Here is a 21,121-nt window from a genome sequence, read left to right on the forward strand (position 1 = left end):
GCGATTTAACAACTAGAAAAAACAGCCTTGAAGGGGAGTTGGCACTCTGTTTTCAAGTTGAGTGTGATAATGAATCCAAGACTATAGAAATAGAGGGCTTGGATGATCTAGATCTAGTTTCTAACCTACTTCAATCTGAGAAAGTAATCATATCCCAAGCACTAAACTCACAAAGAGAGTATGGAACGATTCGTGTTGAGTGTTGGATTGATGGTAGTTATTCAGAATTTTGGTGCAATAAAATAAAGTAGATCTGACATCTTTGTTTGCTTCAACCTCAGTTGTTTATAGCCCTTAAACGCACGTTATTTTTTTAAAACGGTCACTTAAGGTTATCGTTTTTATCCTCGATATTTAATTTTAATAACATACATAAGGTTATTTTAAGTTTAATAAATTACAGTTAAGTGCCAGCAAAGTAGTAAGCAAGAAAGTAGTAAACAAAAAAGTTAAAAGTAACTCATTTTATGTTTTAGAACATGAAAACAAGGATGAGTATACGCTAGGCTAATTCTGCACATTTATTACGCATAAAAAGAGCACTTATCTGAATGCGTTTTTTACACAAGAGGCATTATGAATTTTAAAAATACAACAACTCATTACAATACACTCTCTATTGCCTTGCACTGGCTAATGTTTATATTAATTGTCACTGTTTTTGGCAGTATTGAACTACGTGAGTTATTTGAAAAAGGCACTGAAGCCCGTGATGCCTTTAAAATGTGGCATTTTATGTTGGGTTTATCGGTTTTAGTTTTAGTGTGTGTGAGGGTAATTGTGCGTTTGGCGAGTGGCTCGTTACCTGCTATTCAGCCTGAACCTGCAAAGTGGCAAAGCACACTCGCTAAATGTGTACACGTTTTGCTGTATATCTTTATGTTTACTATGCCGATAGCGGGTTGGTTAATATTGAGTATGGCAGGTAAACCTGTGCCATTTTTTGGGGTAGAGCTCCCCCCATTGGCAAGTGAAAACAAAGAGCTTGGTAAAACCATAAAAGAAATACACGAAACAGCAGGTGAGGTTGGTTATTACTTAATAGGCTTACATGCTGCGGCTGCATTATTTCACCATTACGTTTTGGCAGATAACACTTTTAAACGTATGTTGTTTTCTAAAAAATAAACACATTACAAAAGCCAAAAAGGTGGAGCTTTAAGGTCTGGTATCACAATTATCAAGGTCTGCTCATGCGTGTGAGCTTAATTTAACGACGCAATAAGTCGTTTAAGTCGGCCCGTTGGCTCGCTCTACATTGCCAACGTTTACAAATTATAGTTGGCCTTTTTAGTCACTTTATCGTTGATTTTATTGCGAAACCGCTGTGCTTTAATTTGTTTTTAGCACGGCTAAATCAGCGATGCATAACAGCCAAGCCATAACAGCCAAGCTATGAGAACCAAGTTTTAAAGAGCGAAACTTATTTTATCAACACCTTGTTTTTGAACCTTAAAACAGCCCTCTTAATTAAGAGAGCTGTTATGTACCTAAGGTCATTATTTTTCGAATACCTTAAATCCCCAAGCGGGCAAACTTAACGTTGTGTCGTTGGTAAAGTTAACCGTTTTCCCCGATAGCGCCTCTTTATATTCACCGATAAATAATGGTTCTTTAAAGTTCACTGTTTGCGGTTCTTTGGATAGGTTAAATACTGCAAAGACTTTATCATCGCCTTTTGCGCGTACAAAGCTAAGAACGTGTTTTGGAGCCGTGTTTGGTACGTGTACCATACGCCCACCAAATTGGCCATTCCACAGCGCTTCGTTACGATGTTTGAGTGCAAATAGTGATTTATATAAATCACCGATTGGGTGGGGTTGCCACTTAATCGGATCGCGTTCAAAAAAGGCGAGTCGTCTATCGTTTCCTGCTTCTTGTCCGTTATAAATCATTGGGAAACCTTCACCTACGACCGATAACGTAATGACCGCTTCAAGTGCGTCACCGTAGGTTTCAAACATAGTTCCTTCCCATGCATTCGAGTCGTGATTGGCAACCCCTACAAGCCGATAAGCCTCTACAGGGAATGCGCTTTCGTTCCAAGAATAGTAAACAAATAGAGCGCTGACATCGGCATGGCCATTAACTATTTTGTGCATGTGTTCTGACCATGACCACGCATAGGTCATATCAAAGGCTTCAGCGTGTAAATCACGAGATTCCCATTCTGCTAGCATTAATACGGGTTTTATTTCATCGAGTTCGCGACGTACATTATTCCAAAAATCAACGGGAACGAAACCGGCTACGTCACAACGATAGCCATCTACACCGACTTCTTTTACCCAGAACTTCATAGACTCTGTCATGTATTCACGCAGCGCAGGTTTTGAGTAATCGAAGTCGATTATGTCAGACCAATCCCACCAAGGCGTTGGTCTAAATTGTCCTTGGTAGTCACGCTCGTACCAATCAGGGTGCTCATAGCGCAGCCAGTTATCCCATGCACTGTGATTCGCCACCCAATCTAAAATAACGTACATGCCCATGTTATGCGCTTCACTTACAAAGGTTTTTAAGTCATCAAGGGTGCCCAGTTCAGGGTTTACTTTTCTGTAGTCTTTGACTGAATATGGGCTGCCGAGAGTGCCTTTACGGTTTTCTTCGCCAATTGGGTGTACGGGCATTAACCAGATTATGTCGACACCTAACTCTTTTAAACGAGGTAACTGCTTTTTAGCTGCGTTAAAGGTGCCTTCGGGCGTAAATTGACGGGTGTTTAGTTGATACATTACCGCATTTTTTGACCAGTCGGGGTGAGTGATCTTTACATAGGGCTTTGGCTCGTAAACATGGGATGTTGACGTGGTTTGCGTACAGGCAGTGAGCACACACAGTGTGAGTATTAGTAAACTTTTTTGCAGAAATGAATTCATGTGATTCCTTAAACACAGTTGAATAACAGCATGTGATTAAAATATATACTTCAAATCGCGGTGCAACAATAAAGTGCATACGTATTCACTTTTAATTTACATAATCGATTAAGTGATATATTTGCTGTGTTTTCGTAGTTATTTTTTGATGTTTTCTGGAATGGTTAAGTTTATTTAGGGGTGCCTTTATCAATAAACAATACGGGTAGTATCAATAAATAAAACGGCTAGCTAACATTAAGCACTGCTAGCCGTTATGTGATCTTGGGAAATTAAGCAGAGATGAAAAATGCAGATTTATTGGGATCCCAGCTGACGAGCTGTTTGATTTCAAGCTCTTTCATAATGGTTAATAATTCAAACTCGCTCAGGCAGCAATCTTGTTTGAGTTTTTCCAGTGAAATTTCTTTGTTACGGCTACGAAGTTTAGAGGCCAACATAATACGGTAAATTAATTTTGATTTACGGCTCATAACATTCTCCCTCCTTATTTTTTTATGCAATGACACTGCTTATTGAGAGTGTTTTACTGTTTTGGATTAAAGCATGGGTTGAATGACTATGGCTCATCATTTTTATCTCGTCAATTTATGTCTAAATGTTAATGCGTCAGTGGTAAAAAACGTTCAAAAACCTGTTTTATATTCGCAAAATAATGCATTGAAAAATAAGCTGTTATTTATCTAAAAACAGTAATAGGTAGGCTGCATATTTAATTGAATTAACTAACAAGCTTAGTATCTCATTGTTTTAGCTTGATTTTTACTAAAAGATTTGTTCAATGCGTTTTGTGTATTTAATGGCTATGTGTTTAGTGAATGGCATACAGAGTAAGCTAGCAAGCGTTTTAAAAGAGGCGGTTGCAACTATGTTATCGGGCATTTTTTAAGGCTGATAAAACGCTTTTTGTAATCGAACAAAAAGTTAAAGTTTATGTTTAGGTATTTATACATTACGGCGAGCACAGAGAGCGAAAGCCGATAAGTGCCGAAGTAAAGGGGCGGTACTATGGTGACAACGGCCCTTGCAATCAGTTTTCTGTGTACTGTATTTACTGAGTTATGAGTTAAGCATACTCTTTTTAGGAGGTGTGTATACCCACTGTCTCATCAGCACTTTTTGGTTACCCAATAACAGCAACCCGAGCGCGAATTTCTCTGTTTTAGGCGTTATAAAGGCGTATTCATCAGGGGGTGTTAAGCGATATAGCCTTTTCTCGTTTTCTATAACGTTGATTAATGGATAAAAAATAATGTGGCAAAAATTCAGCTAAACACTTTTAGTCCCTTTTATAGAATTTTATATTTTTAAAAAAATAAATATAAAGAATAAAATATCTTGATTTTAAAGTTTATTACGAATATTGTAGCCGCAATGTAACAATAAAGTTGTTACCGTTTGTTGTTCTAAAGAGCATTTATGTAGTTTGTAGTCACAAAATCTCTCACTTTATAAAAAACGATAGGGTTACAGTTTCATGAATAAAAAATTCTCTGCGTTAGCTATTTGTATTAAAAAAGCGCTCGTTCCATCACTTGTTTTAGGGGCTTCAGCATCGGTTTTCGCAGCCGATGAACAAGCTGATAAAAAGAAAGTCACCAAAGAAGACATTGAACAAATAGAAGTTCGTGGGTATGCGGCTTCCGTTGAAAAAAGTATCAATATGAAGCGCTTTTCAAATAGCGTAGTTGATGCTGTGTCTGCAGAAGACATCGGTAAGTTTCCAGATCAAACGGTCGCAGACGCACTTCAGCGTATTCCAGGTGTTCAGGTTGAAAAAGACTTGGGTGGCGAAAGCGACAGAGTAAGTATCCGTGGTACTGCACCTCATTTAAATATTACGTTGTTGAACGGGCAAAACGTGGCATCAGCGACAGCTTCAGCCTCAATTACGCGCCCATCACGAGGTTTTAACTATTCGTTATTACCTGCAGAGCTTGTTGATACGCTTGAAGTATATAAATCGGCTGAAGCTGACATTGACGAAGGCTCAATTGGTGGAACCGTTGTTGTTAAAACACGTAAGCCGTTGGATAGCGAGGCAAATTATGCCGCGTTATCAGTAAAGGCTTTCCATTTTGAAAATGCTGATGAAACAAAACCGTATTTATCGGGTTTATACTCGTGGAAAAATGAAGCACAAGACTTTGGCTTCAATGTGGGTTTTATTCACAAAGAAACAGCGACGCAACGTGACAGTAAAGAAGTACGTTTTGGCTACCGTAGTACTGATGCAAACCAAGACGGCAATGCTGAGTTTTATCCGGGTGCTGTGGGTTACAACCGTTATGCTAGTGACAGTGATTTAGACACCGCAACCGTGACGCTGCAATATGCTGCAAATGATAATCTGGATTTTGTATTTAACAATTTATATTCATCGTCGGAGCACAAGTCGTTTGGCACTTACTCCAGTGGTTTTATTTTACAAAACATCAGTAATGTAGAAAATCCTGTTATTGTTGATGGTACGTTAGTGGCGGGTGATTTACCGGCTCATAATAATTTAGGTTATTACGGTAATGCAGGTTACGAGGGCGAATTTAAGACTCAAGCGCATGATTTAAAAGTAACTTACAAAGCTGATAATTACACCGTAACGGGGCAATTAGGTTACAGCAAAGCGGATGGTGAGGTCAGCGATGTGTATTCAGAATATTATGCTAATACAGATGCCTCATTTACACTTGAAAATGGTACACCCGATGTCACTTTATCAGCGGACTTAAGTCCACAAGATTACCGCTTAGACTATAACCATAAAAACGATATTTTTAATGACTCAAAAGAAATTTATGGTCAATTAGACGTTGAATATTTACTTGATGGTGGTTTTTTTACCGCTATCAAAGCGGGTGTTAAGTACAGAGAGCACTCAAAAGCAGCTAGTTTAATGAAAGCTAATTACCCTAAAGTGTCAGCAGATGGTGAAACTTATCACTTGGGTATGTTTGCAAGCGACTCGGCCTCTGACTTTATGGGCGAGGGGGCAAATGCAATTTTATGGCAGTTTGATAACGCTAAGTACGCCGATTGGATTTCATCAACCACGCCGACTAGTGGCCCATACGAGCACTTAGATTACACCTTTGATTTAGAAGAGACCGTGACCGCTGGGTATGTAAAGGCTGTGTTCGATTACAATAAATGGCGCGGTAACATGGGTGTTCGAGCGGTGAAAACTGAGCTTGATTCGCGTTCAGTTGAGTACACAGGTCGCAGCTTTGCACCTGAAAATATTCAAGATGTCGAAAGCACAAATAGTTACGATGACTTTTTACCAAGTGTAAATATTAATTATGATTTAGCCGATGATGTTGTTGTGCGTTTTGCTGCAGCAAAAGTGATGTCTCGCCCTGATTATGACTTTTTATCTGCACGCAAAAGTGGTTACTGTGCAGCTGCCACAGGGTGTAAAGGCACCGAAGGGAATCCTTATTTAAAACCATATCGTGCGACTCAATATGACCTTTCGGCAGAGTGGTACTTTAATGAATCGTCAATTCTATCATTTGCTTACTTCTACAAAGATATCGACTCGTATATTACCAATGCGACTGTTGAAAAACAGTGGACATGGACAGACCCAGATACCGGTATTGAAGAAGTGCGTGATTTCTTAGTGACGCAGCCACAAAATGGTTTAGGTGGCGAAAATGCGGGCTTCGAAGTGAACTATACCCAAAAACTACCGTATGGTTTTGGTATTCAAACAAACTATACCTATTCTGATGCTGAGCTTGAGCAAACCGCTGAGCAAAAAGAAGCAGGTGAAGAAGCCGTATTACCAAATAACTCTGAAGATACGTTTAATGCCACGGTTTATTACGAAAACAGCGCATTCTCTGCACGTGTTTCATACACTTATCGCTCTGAGTACTTCTACACAAACTACTTAGGTTTAAACCAGTATAAAGATGGCTTTGGTCAATATGATTTGAACATGAGTTACAACGTGACAGAAAATCTTAATCTTATTTTCCAAGCGATTAACCTCACAAACGAAGAGCAAAAAGCGACGTCGGGTAACAGCACAGGTATGCCTGATAACAATCGTCCGTTGGCTATTCATGACTACGGTCGCCGTTTCTTACTGGGCGCACAAATGAAATTCTAATCAGATTGATTCGACGTTTACTCATTTAATTAAGGCACAGCATATTTATGCTGTGCCTTTTTAATAATAGGTTAGCTATGCATTTTAAAAATTTACTTATCTTGTTGATGTTTTCTGGTTTGATTGGATGTAGCTTTTTGCCCAGTTCTGAGCCCAGTAGTGCTGAAAAGCAGATGCTTGGCAAAATTCACCAACAGGTCGTCGCGCGAGAATTTCGCGCAGCGTGGGTTGCGACAGTGGCCAATATAAATTGGCCCCTGGAGCCGGGGTTACCTGTTGCAGAGCAAAAAGAACACGCAATTAGAATACTGGATACGCTGCAACAACATAATTTTAATACGGTGATTTTTCAGGTGAGGCCCCAAGCTGATGCCCTTTATCAAAGTAGTTATGAGCCGTGGTCTTACTATTTAACGAAAGAGCAGGGAAAAGCCCCAGAGCCTTATTATGATCCCTTACAATTTTGGATAGAAAACGCGCATAAACGTGGCTTAAAGCTTCACGCATGGATCAATCCATATCGAGCACATCATCATGTAGGCGGGCCATTATCGTCGCAGTCGGTCGTGAATACCCAGCCTGATAAGGTGGTTAAATTAAAAAATGGTACTTTTTGGTTTTTGCCGACAGATAAAGATGTGGTCACTCATACATTAAATACATTAACAGAGCTGGTAACGCGCTATGATTTAGATGGCATTCATTATGATGATTATTTTTACCCGTATCCGTCGTATAACGAAGGAGACGATTTTCCAGATGCTGAGCAATATCAGGCATATATTCAAGCAGGTGGGACGCTAAGTGTGTCAGACTGGCGACGCAATGCGGTGAACACATTTGTGCAGCGTCTTTACAGTACGGTGAAAGAAATTAAACCACATGTGTTAGTCGGGATCAGCCCATTCGGTATATACAGACCAACACAGCCTAGTACCATTCGTGGCATGGATCAGTACGAAACGCTTTTTGCAGATGCCAAGTTATGGCTAAACGAAGGGTGGTTAGATTACTTTTCACCTCAGCTTTATTGGCCAATAAACCAATACGCACAAAGCTACCCGCTCTTATTAAGCTGGTGGCAGTCACAAAACACGCAAGGTCGTCATTTATGGCCGGGTATTAATGCGCTGCGATCATTCGACGAAGCAGGTGTTGATGAAGTGGTTAATCAAATAATGATCAACCGTGGATTTTTGACTGCATCGCCAGGGACCGTTTTTTGGAATGTTGCCGCACTAGATGGGAGCCAATTAATGCGTGACGTCATTGCAGATGGCGTATTTCAGCATCAAGCTTTAATTCCTGAAACGCCTTGGATAGACATGCCCGCTCTATCACCGTTTAAACTTGAGTATCAACAACAGGCTGAATCTATAGTGTTACGCTGGCAACATACAACCCCCGAACACGTCGCGCACAGCTTAGTGTACACGCAATATGGTGATGATTGGCACTATCAAATTTACACGCCTGATGTTAATTGGCTTAAGGTCAATAAAACAAAAGAGGGGCAGTCGCTCAATGCTGTAAAAGTGATTGCGGTGGATAGACTAGGAAATCAAAGCCCTGCCACAGAAATCGCCTTTAAGTAGAGCCTGTACGCAGTATCCCTTTATCTGTTACGCTTATGAAAATCAATAAAGTAGGCATCAGAGTGAACGCAATTAAGGTATTTGCAGTATTGCTGCTGGGATGTATTTTTTCGACAAAAAATATGGCCGCAACTCAACATATAAATCTTGTTAAGCCAGTGGTTGCGGCATTTAAAGCGGGTGATAAAGACACCATCGCAGAGCGTGTTCATTATCCGCTAAAGCGTAAAGCCCCCTTAGAAGCTATTAAAAACAAGCACATGCTGATAGCGCGCTTTGATGAGGTTTTTGATAAAGCGTTCGTTGAAAAAATCACGACCTCCAATATTCGCCACGATTGGCAAATGATGGGCTGGCGGGGCATTATGTTTGACTCGGGTAAATTGTGGCTTGATTTTGATGGTTCAATTTGGGCTGTTCCCTATGAATCAGAAGCAGAAAAAACACGGCGTGAAGCGCTTATTGCAAAGCAAAAACAACGCCTGCATGAAAGTCTTCGCGAATTTACACAGCCGATACTAACTTGGAAGACAAAAAAGCATTTAATACGTATTGATGAATTGGCAGAAAATCAATACCGCTATGCAGCATGGGACATCACGCAAACAATGGCGGATGAACCACGCATTGTGATAACAAATGGCACGTTAAGCTTTGATGGCAGTGGCGGTAACCATTTTTATACGTTTATGAATAACGGCTACCGCTATGTGTGTCATGTTATTGTGCTAGGTACTGAGCAATCACCAGCGGGGCAATTAGAAGTATTTAAAAATGGTGCACAGGTTTTGTCTGAGCCTGCTTTGGATTTTTAGGTGTTTTTGCTTATTTTGCACTACGCTTACTCTTTTAAAGGAGTAAGTTATGAGTACAAAATTTTGGATTTTAAGAGCCATTAGAGTTTTCACGCTGGTGGCTATTTTATTATTTATGGTAGAAATCCTTAAAGGTCACGACACACAAAGTGCATTAAGTTTTGCGCTACTTTGGTCATTTATTGCAACGGCAATTTTTATCGCAACCCGTTTATATCACTCATCAAAAGGGCGACATTGTGCATTGTGTAATGACACCCCAGATGATAAAAAAGCGAATTAACCTAGGTTGTTAACAAATACACCGCCCCATACCAGCGCACAAATCGTAAGAGCAATAAGTACAGCTGCTGACCCCAAGTCTTTGGCTAGGCCTGATAATGGATGAATTTCAAGGCCTATGCGGTCTATTGCAGCTTCAATTGCCGTATTGACCACTTCAGCAAACATCACAAATAACACAGATACAAGCAGCATGATTTTCTCATACAGGGTAATTTGCCAGACAAAAACCACGGCTATGGCAAGGACTAACAGTATCAGCTCTTGTTTAAAAGCAGACTCATGCTTTGCTAACCACGTGAATGCACGTTGGGAATTTTTAAATGCTAGGCGAATACGTTTAATGCCTATTGGTTTGTTAGTGCTATCAAATTGCATCGTATGAAATCTCTATTTCGTTAGCTTTGTTTTGAGCAAGTATAAAAAATGTCTTGCTCAGGGTTATATTTAGTACTTCCGACATGAGTTAAGCCAAGTAGGGTGTCAAAAATGTTATCGTGCGAAAAAGCATGGTTACGCTGTTGTTCAATACATTGGTTAAAGCGGCTATCGGCTAGTTTATTACTCCAAAATAGCATAGGCACTTGGGTTTGCTCTTTAGGCGCTAATGCGTATGGGAAGCCATGTAAATACAAACCTTTTTCACCTAACGACTCACCATGATCAGAGACATATAACAGTGATTTATCATCCGCCTTACTGTCTTTAAGCAAGTTGATTAGTTTACTCAGCACTAAGTCGGTATAAGCAATGGTATTGTCATAGGTGTTTGTGAGTTGCTCGCTGCTACAATTTTGGATATCGCTACGTGGGCAGTCAGGCAAAAATTTAGTCTCTTTTTCTGGATAGCGGCGATAGTAGGTTGGCCCATGCGAGCCAATCATGTGTAGCACGACTAGTTGGTGCGTCGCATGACTCTTGGCAAGTGTTGCAGCTAACTCTTCAACGAGTACTTCATCAAAACAGTAATGGCCATCACACTGTGTATTTATTTTATTTGGTTCGATAGTCTTAGACTTAACGCGAACACAAACGCCTTTACAGCTGCTGTTATTGTCAATCCAAGTGACTTCAACACCACTTCGCTGGATTAGATCAAGCACATTTTCTTGGCTCTGCGCAAGCCGGGAATCGTATTCATTTCTATCTAAACGCGAGAACATACAAGGCACAGAAATGGCTGTTGCGGTGCCACATGAGCTGACATCGCTGAAGTATTTCACACCGAGTTTTGGTGTATATGGATTCGTTTTCTTGTCATAACCTTGCAGTGAAAAGTTAGCTGCTCTGGCTGTTTCGCCTACCACCATAATGGTGAGTGAGCTTTGCTGCTCAGCCAATAAATGCGGTGTTTTATCTAATACTTTAAATGGTAAAGGCGGGTAAAAATAATTATCGCGCAAGTACTTATAGCTTGCGGTGTAAAATGCAAAGGGAGTTATGTAACTTGTTAGCTGGCGGTTATTACGCCCTACAGAGGCATAATCTTTATAAAATGGCACAGCAATAACGGCTACAGCAATAAACGCTGTGACGTTAAGAAACGCAAAGCTTTTTAGGCGAACACGAAAGTTTCCGACAATTTTAAAGCGAGAAAACAAATAGGCTGGGAGCACCCCAAGCACACCAATAAAAGCGATGACTTGTACATTTAGGTATGAAAATGCCTCACCTGAATTTGTTTCTAAGACATTTTGCAACATGCTTTTATCAAAGATAACACCGTAATTTAAGGTTGCATAAAACAACAGCGACGAAACTACGATGCTTGTTAAAAGCACGGGTTTTACAAAGGTGATTAACGATAACCAACTCAATACCATTGCCGTCAGTGCTAATAAGAAAAAAGGTACGCTTGCTATAAATAACCAATTGATATGTTCAGGTTTGCTGGCAGCTTCAAGCATGTTAAATAAAAACAGGCCATTAAATGCTATAACCAAGTAAAACGACACCAGCCAGACAAATTGGCTGTAGCTAACGTGCCATTTTTTAGTAAGGAGTTGTTTAATTTGCATGCTCATAATCATTCCTCATCGCTACGGTTTATTTGGTAAGCGATACAACTGTTCGGTATAAGCTAAATTGCTAAATAAGACGTGAGCTAAGGCTTTTTTGGCAAGCTCAACGCTGCTATCTGCGTTATCGATGGCAACTTGGGTTTTACTAGCAGGGTCATAGCGCCAATAGCTCACTTTTTGGTTTGGCATCAGGATCACGGCTTCACCATTTTCTACGTAAGCAAAGTTGTCGTAGTACTGCATCATGGCGCGCTCTACGGGGTATTGTTTTGTTAAGTCGTAGCCGATCATTGGGGTCGCTTGTTCAACACCTAATAACGATAACAAGGTTACCGGTAAATCCATTTGGCTTACTAAGCGAGTATCACGCTTTGCTTTCATATCACTGTTTAAAATGACCGCAGGAATATGGAAAGATTTAAGCGGCACAGGCTCTGAGCCAAACACGCGCACATCATGATCAGCAACCACTAAAAATACCGTGTCTTGCCAGTAATCTTGTGTTTTGGCTTTTGTGATGAATTTACCTAGCGCGTAGTCAGCGTATTTAATTGCGAGATCGCGTTTGTAGTTTTGAGGGTCGTGGCCTTCAGGCAGCGTTACCTTACCTTCTGGAATATCAAAGGGATCGTGATTACTTGAAGTAAACACAAGGCTGAAAAAAGGTTTGCCCGCTTTATTTAGCTCGTTTAGCTCTTTATCAGCTTGATTGAATAAGTCTTCGTCGCTTACTCCCCAAGATGAGATAAACTCTGGGCTTTGTATGTCATTAATATCTACAATATCGCTAAAGCCATTGCCTAAGAAAAAGCTTTTCATGTTATCGAAGTGACTTTCTCCGCCATAAATAAATTGGGTGGTATAACCTGTGCGTGCCAGTACATCGGCAAGTGAAAAGAAGTTATGCTGTGACTTTGATAGCTTTACTACTGAGCGAGAAGGTGAGGGGATAAAACCGGTTGTTACAGCTTCAATTCCTCGGACAGAACGTGTACCCGTTGCATATAAATTGTTAAATCCCCAACCTTCTTTATACAGCTTATCAAGGTGTGGTGTAACACCAATGCCACCTAACTCCCCGACAAAACGAGCACCTAAGCTCTCTTCTAAAATGATCACTAAGTTCTTTTTACTTTTATGGTTAAACGCTGTGTTAGCAGCAAGCGTTGGGATTGCCTCAATGGTGAACTGTGAGCGATATGATGCTTTTTTAACGGTGTCGATAATGTCACTGCGTGGCATGGTGCCATATAGACTACTGGCATTCTTTTCATTACCCATATTTTTTAACGCAAACGCTACACTGTAGGGTGAGTTGAGCACCAGTGAATTAACCAGCGAGTCACCCGAAAAATACACTAATGCCGGATTTAGAGGGCGATGACTTACAGTACCTCTTGCGCTAATTAAACAAATTATTAAGGTGGTAACGAGTATTACCACTTGGCTAGCCTTTTTAGTGTTTTGTTGTTTACTAAATGCTGCATTTATAAAGCGATACGCAAACACACAACTTAGTGTTGCAATAATTAAGGTGCTTATCATAGCCAGCTGATGGCCATTTAACAGCATAGAGAATACTTCTTGAGGGTAATCTAGGTATTCGACAAACAAGCGATTTGGTCGCACATCGTATTGGTTAATAAATGCGGGTGTCGAAGCCTCAACAACCACGATTAAAGTTACGACTAGGCTGCTATAAAGAGTAAAAGCATGTTGAAATAAAGCGGTTTTACTGCGCAAAAACACGTTAGCAAGTAACATCAAAACGGCTAAAGCTGATAGGTAACCTAGGCTACTCAAATCGATTCTCAGGCCACCAATTAGCACAGCTATGCTATCACCATCAACAAGCCGTTGCTGCTGCCATAACAGTAAGCCAATTCTCGACAGCATAAAAACTGTCATTAATAATAAGGTAAAACGAAACAAAGGTTTTAAAACGGAGAGTTTTGCTGTCATAGTCGTACTTTCTTAATCGAAACTACGGCAATAGTAGGAAGCAAAACTTAAGAAATCCTTATGGTAATCTTAATATTTTCTAAACCAGAAAAACTTCAGTAAATCTTAAGTGAATCTTAAGTTTGGTGCTGTAACCTGATGAGGTAGAAGAGTTTTTACTTATTTGAGTAACATATGAAATTGTTAATTATTGAAGATTCAGTGTCATTAAGACGTAGTCTACGAGTTGGTCTTGAAAACTTAGGTTTTACCATTGATGAAACTGGCGATGGCGCTGAAGGACTTAGTATGGCAATGACAGGAGAGTACGAATTAATAGTACTCGACATTATGTTACCCAGTATTGATGGTATTACGTTATTACAAACCATAAGAGCAAAGCAGCTCGATGTGCGTGTGCTCATTTTATCTGCCAAGCAAGAACCTGAAGACAAAGTGAAAGGGCTGCTGACTGGGGCCGATGACTACCTAACAAAACCATTTTCGTTTGATGAGCTTCATGCAAGGTTATTAAACTTGATGCGTCGCGGTGGCTTGAAAACAATCAGTGATGTGATCCGCATCGATAACTTGGCTTTGAACTTACAATTAAAACTGTTGCAAGTCGGTGACACTGTAATCGACCTTACGCCCAACGAATACAAAATTGTTGAGTGCTTATTTAGTAATCAAAATAAAGTGATTACATCAGAAAAGTTAAGTACTTATATTGCAGGGCAATATGACTTAGTTTCGAAAAACTCTATTGAGGCGCATTTATCATCAGCACGTAAAAAGGTCAGAGCGGCAGGTGGTGAGTTACCTATTCAAACCAAGCGTGGTTTTGGTTACATAATTCAAGGAAGGTGATGAAATCAATTCGCAGTAAATTAGTTTTTACTCTATCCATAGCGATAACTGGGCTTGTTTTAGGTATTTTATTAGCCACAGATATTGCAGTCGATAATTGGATTGATAATGAGTTTAACCGTGGCTTACACTCAAAAGCTGGCATGCTGATGACTTTGGTACATGAAGATGAAGAAGGGGTGGCTTTTAATTTCTCGAGTGAATTTATGCCAGAGTTTGATGGGCAGTTTGAGCCTGAGTATTTTCAGATTTGGACTGAGGAGGGAGTGTTTACACGCTCACAAAGCCTTAATTTATTTGCTTTGAAGAACCTTAAGTTTGAAGAGTTAAAATTGGGTGAAGCGAAAATAATGACCACCCAGCTACCGGATGGTCGTGACGGACGAATCATTTATACTCGTTTTCAGCCGCAACTTGACTCGCACTCACATAGGAATTTTTATAATGGAGTGAGTAGACCACATCACAGCACGCTTACTTTGGCCTATGCCGCGTCTTCTGAAGAAGTTGATTTTATTTTGTGGTTAATTGACGTTATTTTTATTGTAACCACAGTGACAGTCATTGTTTTTATTCGGCTCTTTGTACGTAAATCGGTCGACAGTTCTTTAGCGCCACTGAATAAACTCAATCGTGATATTAGTCGGCTTAGTATCGCAGATAAAAATGCAATAATTGTCGTTGAAGAACCAGTTAAAGAGCTGCAGCCGATTGTAAATAGCTTGAATGCCTTTATTAAAGAAAATAGGCAGCTGTACTTTCGCGAAAAACGTTTAACGTCAGACATCGCTCACGAACTAAAAACCCCCATTGCTGAGCTAATCAACATGGCCGAAGTGGCCATTCGTTTTCCTGATGAAAAAGAATTTGAAGCCGATTTTAAACCCGAGGTACTGAAAATTAGCCAACGGTTAAAAAGCATTGTGTCGAACCTATTGCTACTGCATAAATACAGTAATGAAGCCTTACCAAAACAAGATGCTTGCGATTTAAATCAGGTCATAATGCGTACCTTAGAAAGGTGCGTTCTAGAGCGAGTTGAATTTGCACTTCAAGAAGATATCCCAGCTATTGTTAGTAACCTATTTGCACTTGAATCAATCATCATCAATCTTGTGAATAACGCTAAACAATACAGCCCAGAAAAGAGTGTAGTGACTGTAAGTACGCTCCTTAATAAAGAGGGTAAGTTGCAATTATCTGTTTCTAATGAATTAAAAATACCCTTAACCGATGAAGATATTAGCCAGTTATTTGATCCACTGTGGCAAAAAGACAGTGCCAGAACATCCAGCGATAATTTTGGTCTTGGATTATCGATTGCCAAAGCGTTAAGCACATCGATAAACGCCGAACTTAACGTTGAGTTAAATGATGAAATTATTACCTTTAGTTTGAAATTAAAGTGAAATTTTGCAGCGTGTGTATTTATGTGCAACACTGAAAGTGAACAACAATAAGGAATAATAACTATGGGTAAAATTATTGGTATCGCACTTATCGTGATTGGTGTTGCACTTGCTGTATGGGGTTATAACGTTTATGACTCGGCCAGTGCTCAAGTAAGTCGTACGTTTAGTGGCGACACACCAATCGAAGCATGGCTTGGTATGGTGGGTGGGGCAATCTGCGCCATTGTGGGAATTTATAAAGTAAAATAAGCAACCACATGTTGAAATAAGCAAGCTAATACCTGATACTGTATTTATATACAGTTGTGGTGTTAGCTATGCAAAAACAATTACCGCTAAAATATTATTTAAATCACTTTTTTGAATTAGCTGAGTTTATTCAGGCGCAATGCAAAACGTTGCTAACTCCTGAACAACAGCAATTTATCGTTAAGTTAACCCAGCTCGACGAACAAAGCTTGTGTACTTTGTTACGTATCTATTCGCGAAAACCAAGACTCGTCGCGCTTTCATCGCTTAATTACGAAGAAATCCCAAACCTACACGGCGCTATTTTTAAACTTAAGCAGTTTGCGCTGGTGGCTCACCCTACGGTTGATGATCTTGATTTGGTACTTGCTCATTTAACGAAACCTGAGCTTGTTGCATTGCTTGCCGATGACGCACTTTTTAAAACCCCTGTTACGTTTAAAAAGTCGGCCAGTAAAGGGGTTTTACTGGCACTGTGTAAACAACATATTGACCGAGAGGCGAATGCGCTTGAGCAGTTATGTGGAGAGTTTGTTGTTAATAGCCGAGCAGAATATTACGAGTACTTTGAATTTTTATACAGCGGTCGCTTAAGTGCAGGTGATATAAACCATCAAAACCGCTTTGTTATGCGTGATTTAGGGATAGCGAAGGTGCGTAATGATGTTGGTGAAACGCGGTCACGTTTTAATACTCTTGAAGAAGCACAGACTCATTACCAATTAAATCAATGCCGCATGCAGTTTAAGGCATGCGAGATGCCTGAACAATATCGTCATTTAGCCAATGAACTGTTACAGATAAACTGTACTGACGATTTAGCGCACAGTATTAAAAATAAACTGCTTATTCGCTTATTTAAGCAATTTAAAGAGGCCGATTTGGCTTATGCATGCACACTTTTAGATAATTGCACTGGTAGCAGTGAGGCACAAGAGCTGGCTATTCGTGTACGTTATAAACAAGGTGATACTGAATGGGTACAGCAAACGTTAGAAGCAATTATTAACGACCCCATCGACGACGGCATTTTGTATTTTGCTGAAGATTTCTTATAACGAAAATACAATAAGCAGCAGCGCTCTCGGTTAACGCAAATGCTCAGTGATACTGAGTGTCAGTTAGAGATTGACGATATTTATCGTGGCGATGTTGAGCAAGGAGTCTGTGAGTATTATCAACAGCAGGGATATACGGTATTTTTTACTGAAAATAATCTGTGGTTGAGTTTATTCGCGCTGACGTTTTGGCAAGAACTGTTTGTGGATACACCGTACCCACCGTGCAATGAATTTGATATTTACCCGCATGTTTTATTAGCCGATTGTTTTTACGCTTCGCAGCAGGCAGATATTGAGCAAAAACTGGCAACGTTCACCCATAATGATTGTATTTATAAGCAGGTTTGCAAAAGTGCAGCGCAGTTTTACGATACGCCAACGGGGTTGTTTCAATGGCACAGTGATATTCTTGAGCCTTTAAAAGTGCTTATTCAGCACAGTGAACTTGAGAGTTTAAAAGCGCATTTATTGCAAATGACAAAAACTTTTAAACAACTCAAAGATGGCTACCCAGACTTAATGGTACTGAAAGACACTGGCTTGTGCTTTGAAGAAGTGAAAGCGCCTGGTGATAAACTCAGACGCAATCAGCTGGTGAGTATTGATATATTAAAACAGCATGGCTTTACCGTGAATATTGTTGCGGTAAATTGGTTTAATGATCCTAACCGTATATACAGTGTGGTTGACATTGAAACCACGGGTGGAGTGCAAGGTAATAATAAAATAACCGAAATTGCCGTGGTGCAGCTACAAGCCGGCGAAGTGATTAAGCAGTGGGCAAGTTTAATTAATCCAGAGCGAAGTATACCGCCATTTATCACCAAGTTGACCGGCATTAATGCCGCCATGGTGCGCGATGCCCCTTGTTTTGCTGATATAGCCGATACGCTCAGAGGGCTCTTAAAAGGGTCGGTATTTGTGGCTCATAATGTGAATTTTGATTACAGTTTTATTCGTAAAGAATACGCCGCAATCGCCCAGACCTTTAAAATGCCTAAATTGTGTACGGTGGTTGAGTCGCGAAAAGCATTTCCGAAACTTCCCTCATACTCGCTTGGTAATTTAGCTGCGCATTTTGAACTGAATTTAACGAATCATCACCGTGCGCTGGCTGATGCTACCGCCACAGCCCAGTTGTTAAAACTTATTCAGCAAACACAATCAAAAAAGGCGAGTTAAACTCGCCTTTTATCATTTTGCGTTTGCGGTTATTCGTACTCAATAGGGTCTGTTACGTTATTAAGTGCGAAGGCTTCTAAACGCTCTTGGCATGCACCACATTTACCACAGGCTTTGTCGCGGCCGTTGTAGCAGGTCCATGTTTGGCTGTAATCAAGGCCCATTTTTAAACCATCTGTCAAAATATCGATTTTCGTATTGTTTAAATAAGGGCTGAAAATTTCAACGGCGTCGTAGTTTGCAATACGGCATACATCATCCATTTTTTTAACGAACTCTGGACGACAATCTGGGTAAATTGCATGGTCACCTGAATGAGCACCGTAATACACTTTGCTGGCTTTTAGCGACACTGCGTAGCCAACAGCCAGAGATAATAAAATCATGTTACGGTTTGGCACGATCGTGCTCTTCATGCTCTCTTCTTCGTAATGACCTTCTGGCACGTCTATATCGTCGGTTAACGACGAGCCGCCAATCAGTTGATTAATCGCAGAAATATCAACGATTTTATGAGGAACACCAAGCTTTTCACATACTTGTGCCGCCACTTTAAGCTCTTTGACATGACGCTGGCCGTAGTCGAACGACAGGGCATACACTTCGTGGCCTTGCTGCAGGGCTTTATTTAATACGGTAAATGAGTCCATACCGCCGGAATAAATAACAACTACTTTTTGCGTCATAACTGTTTTGCTCATACTTTTGATAGAGGTTTACTTCAGGGCGCGATATACTACACGGCTCGGGCCTAAATAACAATTTTTGCCCGCGATTTTGGTTTTTAGGCGGTCAATTTTTACTGTCCGTCGCGTCGTAAGTGAGATGTCTTTTGTACAAAATTAACGAAGTGTTTGAAACAATTCAAGGTGAAGCAAGTTTTACGGGTACACCTTCAATCTTTTTACGTTTGCAAGGCTGCCCTGTGGGCTGTGCTTGGTGTGATACAAAACAAACATGGGACGTTGATAATGTGTATAGGGTGTCGCTTGATGACACGGTCGAAAAAAAAGCGGACTCTGATCATTGGGCCGAAGCCTCTGCAGAGCAAATATTAGCGCTATTTAAAGAACGCGGTTACAACGCAAAGCATGTGGTGATAACCGGTGGTGAACCTTGCATGTATGACTTAAACCCAGTGTGTGAGCTATTACATGCAAACGGTTATTCTACGCAAATAGAAACCAGCGGCACATTCGAGATTTTAGTCCCTGAGCAAACGTGGGTAACGGTTTCACCAAAAATTAATATGCGCGGCGGTTACAAAGTACTGCGAAGTGCAATGCAACGCGCCGATGAAATTAAACACCCAGTGGCCATGCAAAAGCATGTCGAAGAGCTTGAAGATTTGTTCTTAAAAACAGGCGTGAATCCGCGTTTAGTTTACCTTCAACCCATCAGCCAAAAAACATCAGCGACTAAACTGGCCATTGAGACCTGTATTGCAAAGAACTGGCGTTTATCAGTGCAAGTGCATAAGTATTTGGGAATTAGCTAAACACATAATTTTTGTGTACAGAAACAAAAAAAGCGTTGCACTGAAGTGACCCCCAATAGTTGGCAACGCTTTTTTACTATGTTCTCGTAACTATTTATTTTGCGCTAAATAATCAAGCACAACCTGATGATGATCTTTGGTTTTAAACTTATCAAACACGTGCTTGATTTTACCATCTTGACCAACTAAAAAGCTGATGCGGTGAATACCTTCGTACTCTTTACCCATAAACTTTTTGTAACCCCAAATACCGAATGCATCGGCAATGGCGTGATCTTCATCGGCTAACAGATCAAAATTAAGCTCTTTCTTTGTTTCAAAATTCTTTAGTCGTTTGATTGGATCAGGGCTAATACCAACAACGTGCGTATTGAACTTAGCAAGCTCTGCTTTTTCATCACGAAGGTTTTCAGCTTGCACTGTGCAACCAGGAGTTGATGCTTTAGGGTAAAAATAAACCAGTACTTGCTGCTCTTTTAAAAGATCAGCTAAGACAACGGTTTCGTCGTTTTGGTTTTGTAAACTAAAAGCAGGGGCTGTGTCGCCAGCTTGTAGTGGATTAATTTTCTTCATGCTTTGCTCCTTAGCGAATGCGTCTGAATATATAGTCTACGTTCAAACTACGAGAAAGATCTTCAAAGCTCACTTTAAAGTGATCAATATCGACTTCTACAGGGATATTAAACTCTAGTTCGCAGCGCATTTTAAGTTCGTCATTCTCTTCATAGGTGTCTGATTTAAGAGAACAAATACTGATATGATTGTCAGCAAAAAAGCGCGTTACTTTGCTTAGTGTTCCCGGTGTGTCAATACCTGTGTATTCGAGGGTGTAACCAGCACAAAATTCACACGCAACATGACTTGCTGTGCGTTTCATCATGGTTAATAAGCCAAGCTCCATGCCTTTTGTAGGCAATGTATGCTCAATGCGGCTAATTGCTGACATATCGCCAGCCAATAACATGATAAAGGTAAATTCGTTGCCCAAAATAGCAATGCGACTGTCAATTATATTGCAATGGCAATCACTCACTAACTGAGTCAATTCGCTAACGATACCGGGTCTATCTTCGCCAATCGCAGTGAGCACTATCTGATGATTTGTAAAAACAGTCATGGAATTTTAAGTACCTAGTAATTAATAATACCAATAGATATAAGCCAGAATAAGCCTTGATTTCACGTGAGTTTAATAACGC

General features: G+C 40.3%; 18 protein-coding genes and 1 pseudogene. 11 read left to right on the forward strand and 8 right to left on the reverse strand.

All coding sequences use genetic code 11. The features are described 5' to 3' along the window. Positions 1 to 564 precede the first annotated feature (564 nt). Positions 565 to 1,128: pseudogene (locus BWD47_RS15575) on the forward strand (cytochrome b); the annotation flags it as partial. Between the two features lie 371 nt (positions 1,129 to 1,499). Here BWD47_RS15575 and BWD47_RS15580 read toward each other — a convergent pair. Together BWD47_RS15580 and BWD47_RS15585 are read right to left on the reverse strand one after the other, a co-directional pair. Beyond that, complete coding sequence (locus tag BWD47_RS15580) at positions 1,500 to 2,879, reverse strand: alpha-amylase family glycosyl hydrolase (protein WP_075594277.1); 1,380 nt, start codon at positions 2,877 to 2,879, stop codon at positions 1,500 to 1,502. A gap of 272 nt (positions 2,880 to 3,151) precedes the next feature. Beyond that, the gene (locus BWD47_RS15585; RefSeq protein WP_075594278.1) at positions 3,152 to 3,352 is read right to left on the reverse strand and encodes a hypothetical protein; all 201 of its coding nucleotides are present in this window, start codon (positions 3,350 to 3,352) and stop codon (positions 3,152 to 3,154) included. A 1,004-nt stretch (positions 3,353 to 4,356) separates the two neighbouring features. Here BWD47_RS15585 and BWD47_RS15590 point away from each other — a divergent pair. The 4 genes from BWD47_RS15590 to BWD47_RS15605 all read left to right on the forward strand — a co-directional run bounded on the left by BWD47_RS15590 (position 4,357) and on the right by BWD47_RS15605 (position 9,689). After that, on the forward strand, positions 4,357 to 6,996 hold the full coding sequence (locus BWD47_RS15590) for a TonB-dependent receptor (protein WP_036969673.1): 2,640 nt from the start codon (positions 4,357 to 4,359) through the stop codon (positions 6,994 to 6,996). Between the two features lie 77 nt (positions 6,997 to 7,073). Then, positions 7,074 to 8,591, forward strand: coding sequence for a glycoside hydrolase family 10 protein (locus BWD47_RS15595; protein WP_075594279.1), 1,518 nt, complete (start codon positions 7,074 to 7,076; stop codon positions 8,589 to 8,591). Between the two features lie 62 nt (positions 8,592 to 8,653). Beyond that, entirely contained in the window at positions 8,654 to 9,406 is a 753-nt protein-coding gene (locus BWD47_RS15600) for a hypothetical protein (RefSeq protein WP_083633678.1), read from the forward strand. 49 nt (positions 9,407 to 9,455) lie between these two features. Next, the gene (locus BWD47_RS15605) at positions 9,456 to 9,689 is read left to right on the forward strand and encodes a hypothetical protein (RefSeq protein WP_075594280.1); all 234 of its coding nucleotides are present in this window, start codon (positions 9,456 to 9,458) and stop codon (positions 9,687 to 9,689) included. Here BWD47_RS15605 and BWD47_RS15610 read toward each other — a convergent pair. Genes BWD47_RS15610 through BWD47_RS15620 form a run of 3 tightly spaced genes read right to left on the reverse strand, consistent with a single transcriptional unit; the run spans position 9,686 to position 13,671 of the window. After that, positions 9,686 to 10,066 (reverse strand): diacylglycerol kinase, encoded by a 381-nt coding sequence (locus tag BWD47_RS15610; protein WP_075594281.1) that lies wholly within the window; start codon positions 10,064 to 10,066, stop codon positions 9,686 to 9,688. The two genes, BWD47_RS15605 and BWD47_RS15610, sit on opposite strands and share 4 nt — an antisense overlap. A gap of 20 nt (positions 10,067 to 10,086) precedes the next feature. After that, positions 10,087 to 11,712, reverse strand: coding sequence for a phosphoethanolamine transferase (locus BWD47_RS15615; protein ID WP_075594282.1), 1,626 nt, complete (start codon positions 11,710 to 11,712; stop codon positions 10,087 to 10,089). A 15-nt stretch (positions 11,713 to 11,727) separates the two neighbouring features. Next, on the reverse strand, positions 11,728 to 13,671 hold the full coding sequence (locus tag BWD47_RS15620; protein ID WP_065979770.1) for an LTA synthase family protein: 1,944 nt from the start codon (positions 13,669 to 13,671) through the stop codon (positions 11,728 to 11,730). A gap of 174 nt (positions 13,672 to 13,845) precedes the next feature. Here BWD47_RS15620 and BWD47_RS15625 point away from each other — a divergent pair, with 174 nt between their 5' ends. The 5 genes from BWD47_RS15625 (at position 13,846) to BWD47_RS20280 (ending at position 18,424) form a co-directional block, all read left to right on the forward strand. Then, complete coding sequence (locus tag BWD47_RS15625) at positions 13,846 to 14,520, forward strand: response regulator transcription factor (protein WP_036969661.1); 675 nt, start codon at positions 13,846 to 13,848, stop codon at positions 14,518 to 14,520. Next, a complete protein-coding gene (locus tag BWD47_RS15630) occupies positions 14,520 to 15,929 on the forward strand; it encodes a cell wall metabolism sensor histidine kinase WalK (protein ID WP_075594283.1) in 1,410 nt (469 codons plus the stop codon). Before BWD47_RS15625 ends, BWD47_RS15630 begins: the two co-directional genes overlap by 1 nt. A gap of 63 nt (positions 15,930 to 15,992) precedes the next feature. Then, the gene (locus BWD47_RS15635) at positions 15,993 to 16,181 is read left to right on the forward strand and encodes a DUF3185 family protein (protein ID WP_065979772.1); all 189 of its coding nucleotides are present in this window, start codon (positions 15,993 to 15,995) and stop codon (positions 16,179 to 16,181) included. 68 nt (positions 16,182 to 16,249) lie between these two features. Next, complete coding sequence (locus tag BWD47_RS20275; RefSeq protein WP_256719388.1) at positions 16,250 to 17,239, forward strand: hypothetical protein; 990 nt, start codon at positions 16,250 to 16,252, stop codon at positions 17,237 to 17,239. A gap of 39 nt (positions 17,240 to 17,278) precedes the next feature. Continuing rightward, positions 17,279 to 18,424 (forward strand): exonuclease domain-containing protein, encoded by a 1,146-nt coding sequence (locus BWD47_RS20280; protein WP_256719389.1) that lies wholly within the window; start codon positions 17,279 to 17,281, stop codon positions 18,422 to 18,424. A 29-nt stretch (positions 18,425 to 18,453) separates the two neighbouring features. Here BWD47_RS20280 and queC read toward each other — a convergent pair whose 3' ends face one another. After that, complete coding sequence (gene queC / locus BWD47_RS15645; protein ID WP_141687275.1) at positions 18,454 to 19,125, reverse strand: 7-cyano-7-deazaguanine synthase QueC; 672 nt, start codon at positions 19,123 to 19,125, stop codon at positions 18,454 to 18,456. Between the two features lie 131 nt (positions 19,126 to 19,256). Between queC and queE the strand changes: the two genes are divergently transcribed. After that, complete coding sequence (gene queE / locus BWD47_RS15650) at positions 19,257 to 19,922, forward strand: 7-carboxy-7-deazaguanine synthase QueE (protein WP_036969649.1); 666 nt, start codon at positions 19,257 to 19,259, stop codon at positions 19,920 to 19,922. Positions 19,923 to 20,012: 90 nt separating this feature from the next. Here the strand turns inward: queE and bcp are convergent, their stop codons facing one another. Then, the gene (bcp, locus tag BWD47_RS15655; protein WP_036969646.1) at positions 20,013 to 20,495 is read right to left on the reverse strand and encodes a thioredoxin-dependent thiol peroxidase; all 483 of its coding nucleotides are present in this window, start codon (positions 20,493 to 20,495) and stop codon (positions 20,013 to 20,015) included. Positions 20,496 to 20,505: 10 nt separating this feature from the next. After that, positions 20,506 to 21,039, reverse strand: a complete 534-nt coding sequence (locus BWD47_RS15660; RefSeq protein WP_036969643.1) for a glycine cleavage system protein R — start codon at positions 21,037 to 21,039, stop codon at positions 20,506 to 20,508. Positions 21,040 to 21,121 lie beyond the last annotated feature (82 nt).

The sequence above is a fragment of the Pseudoalteromonas sp. PAB 2.2 genome, assembly GCF_001938575.1.
Classification (GTDB): Bacteria; Pseudomonadota; Gammaproteobacteria; order Enterobacterales; family Alteromonadaceae; genus Pseudoalteromonas; species Pseudoalteromonas lipolytica.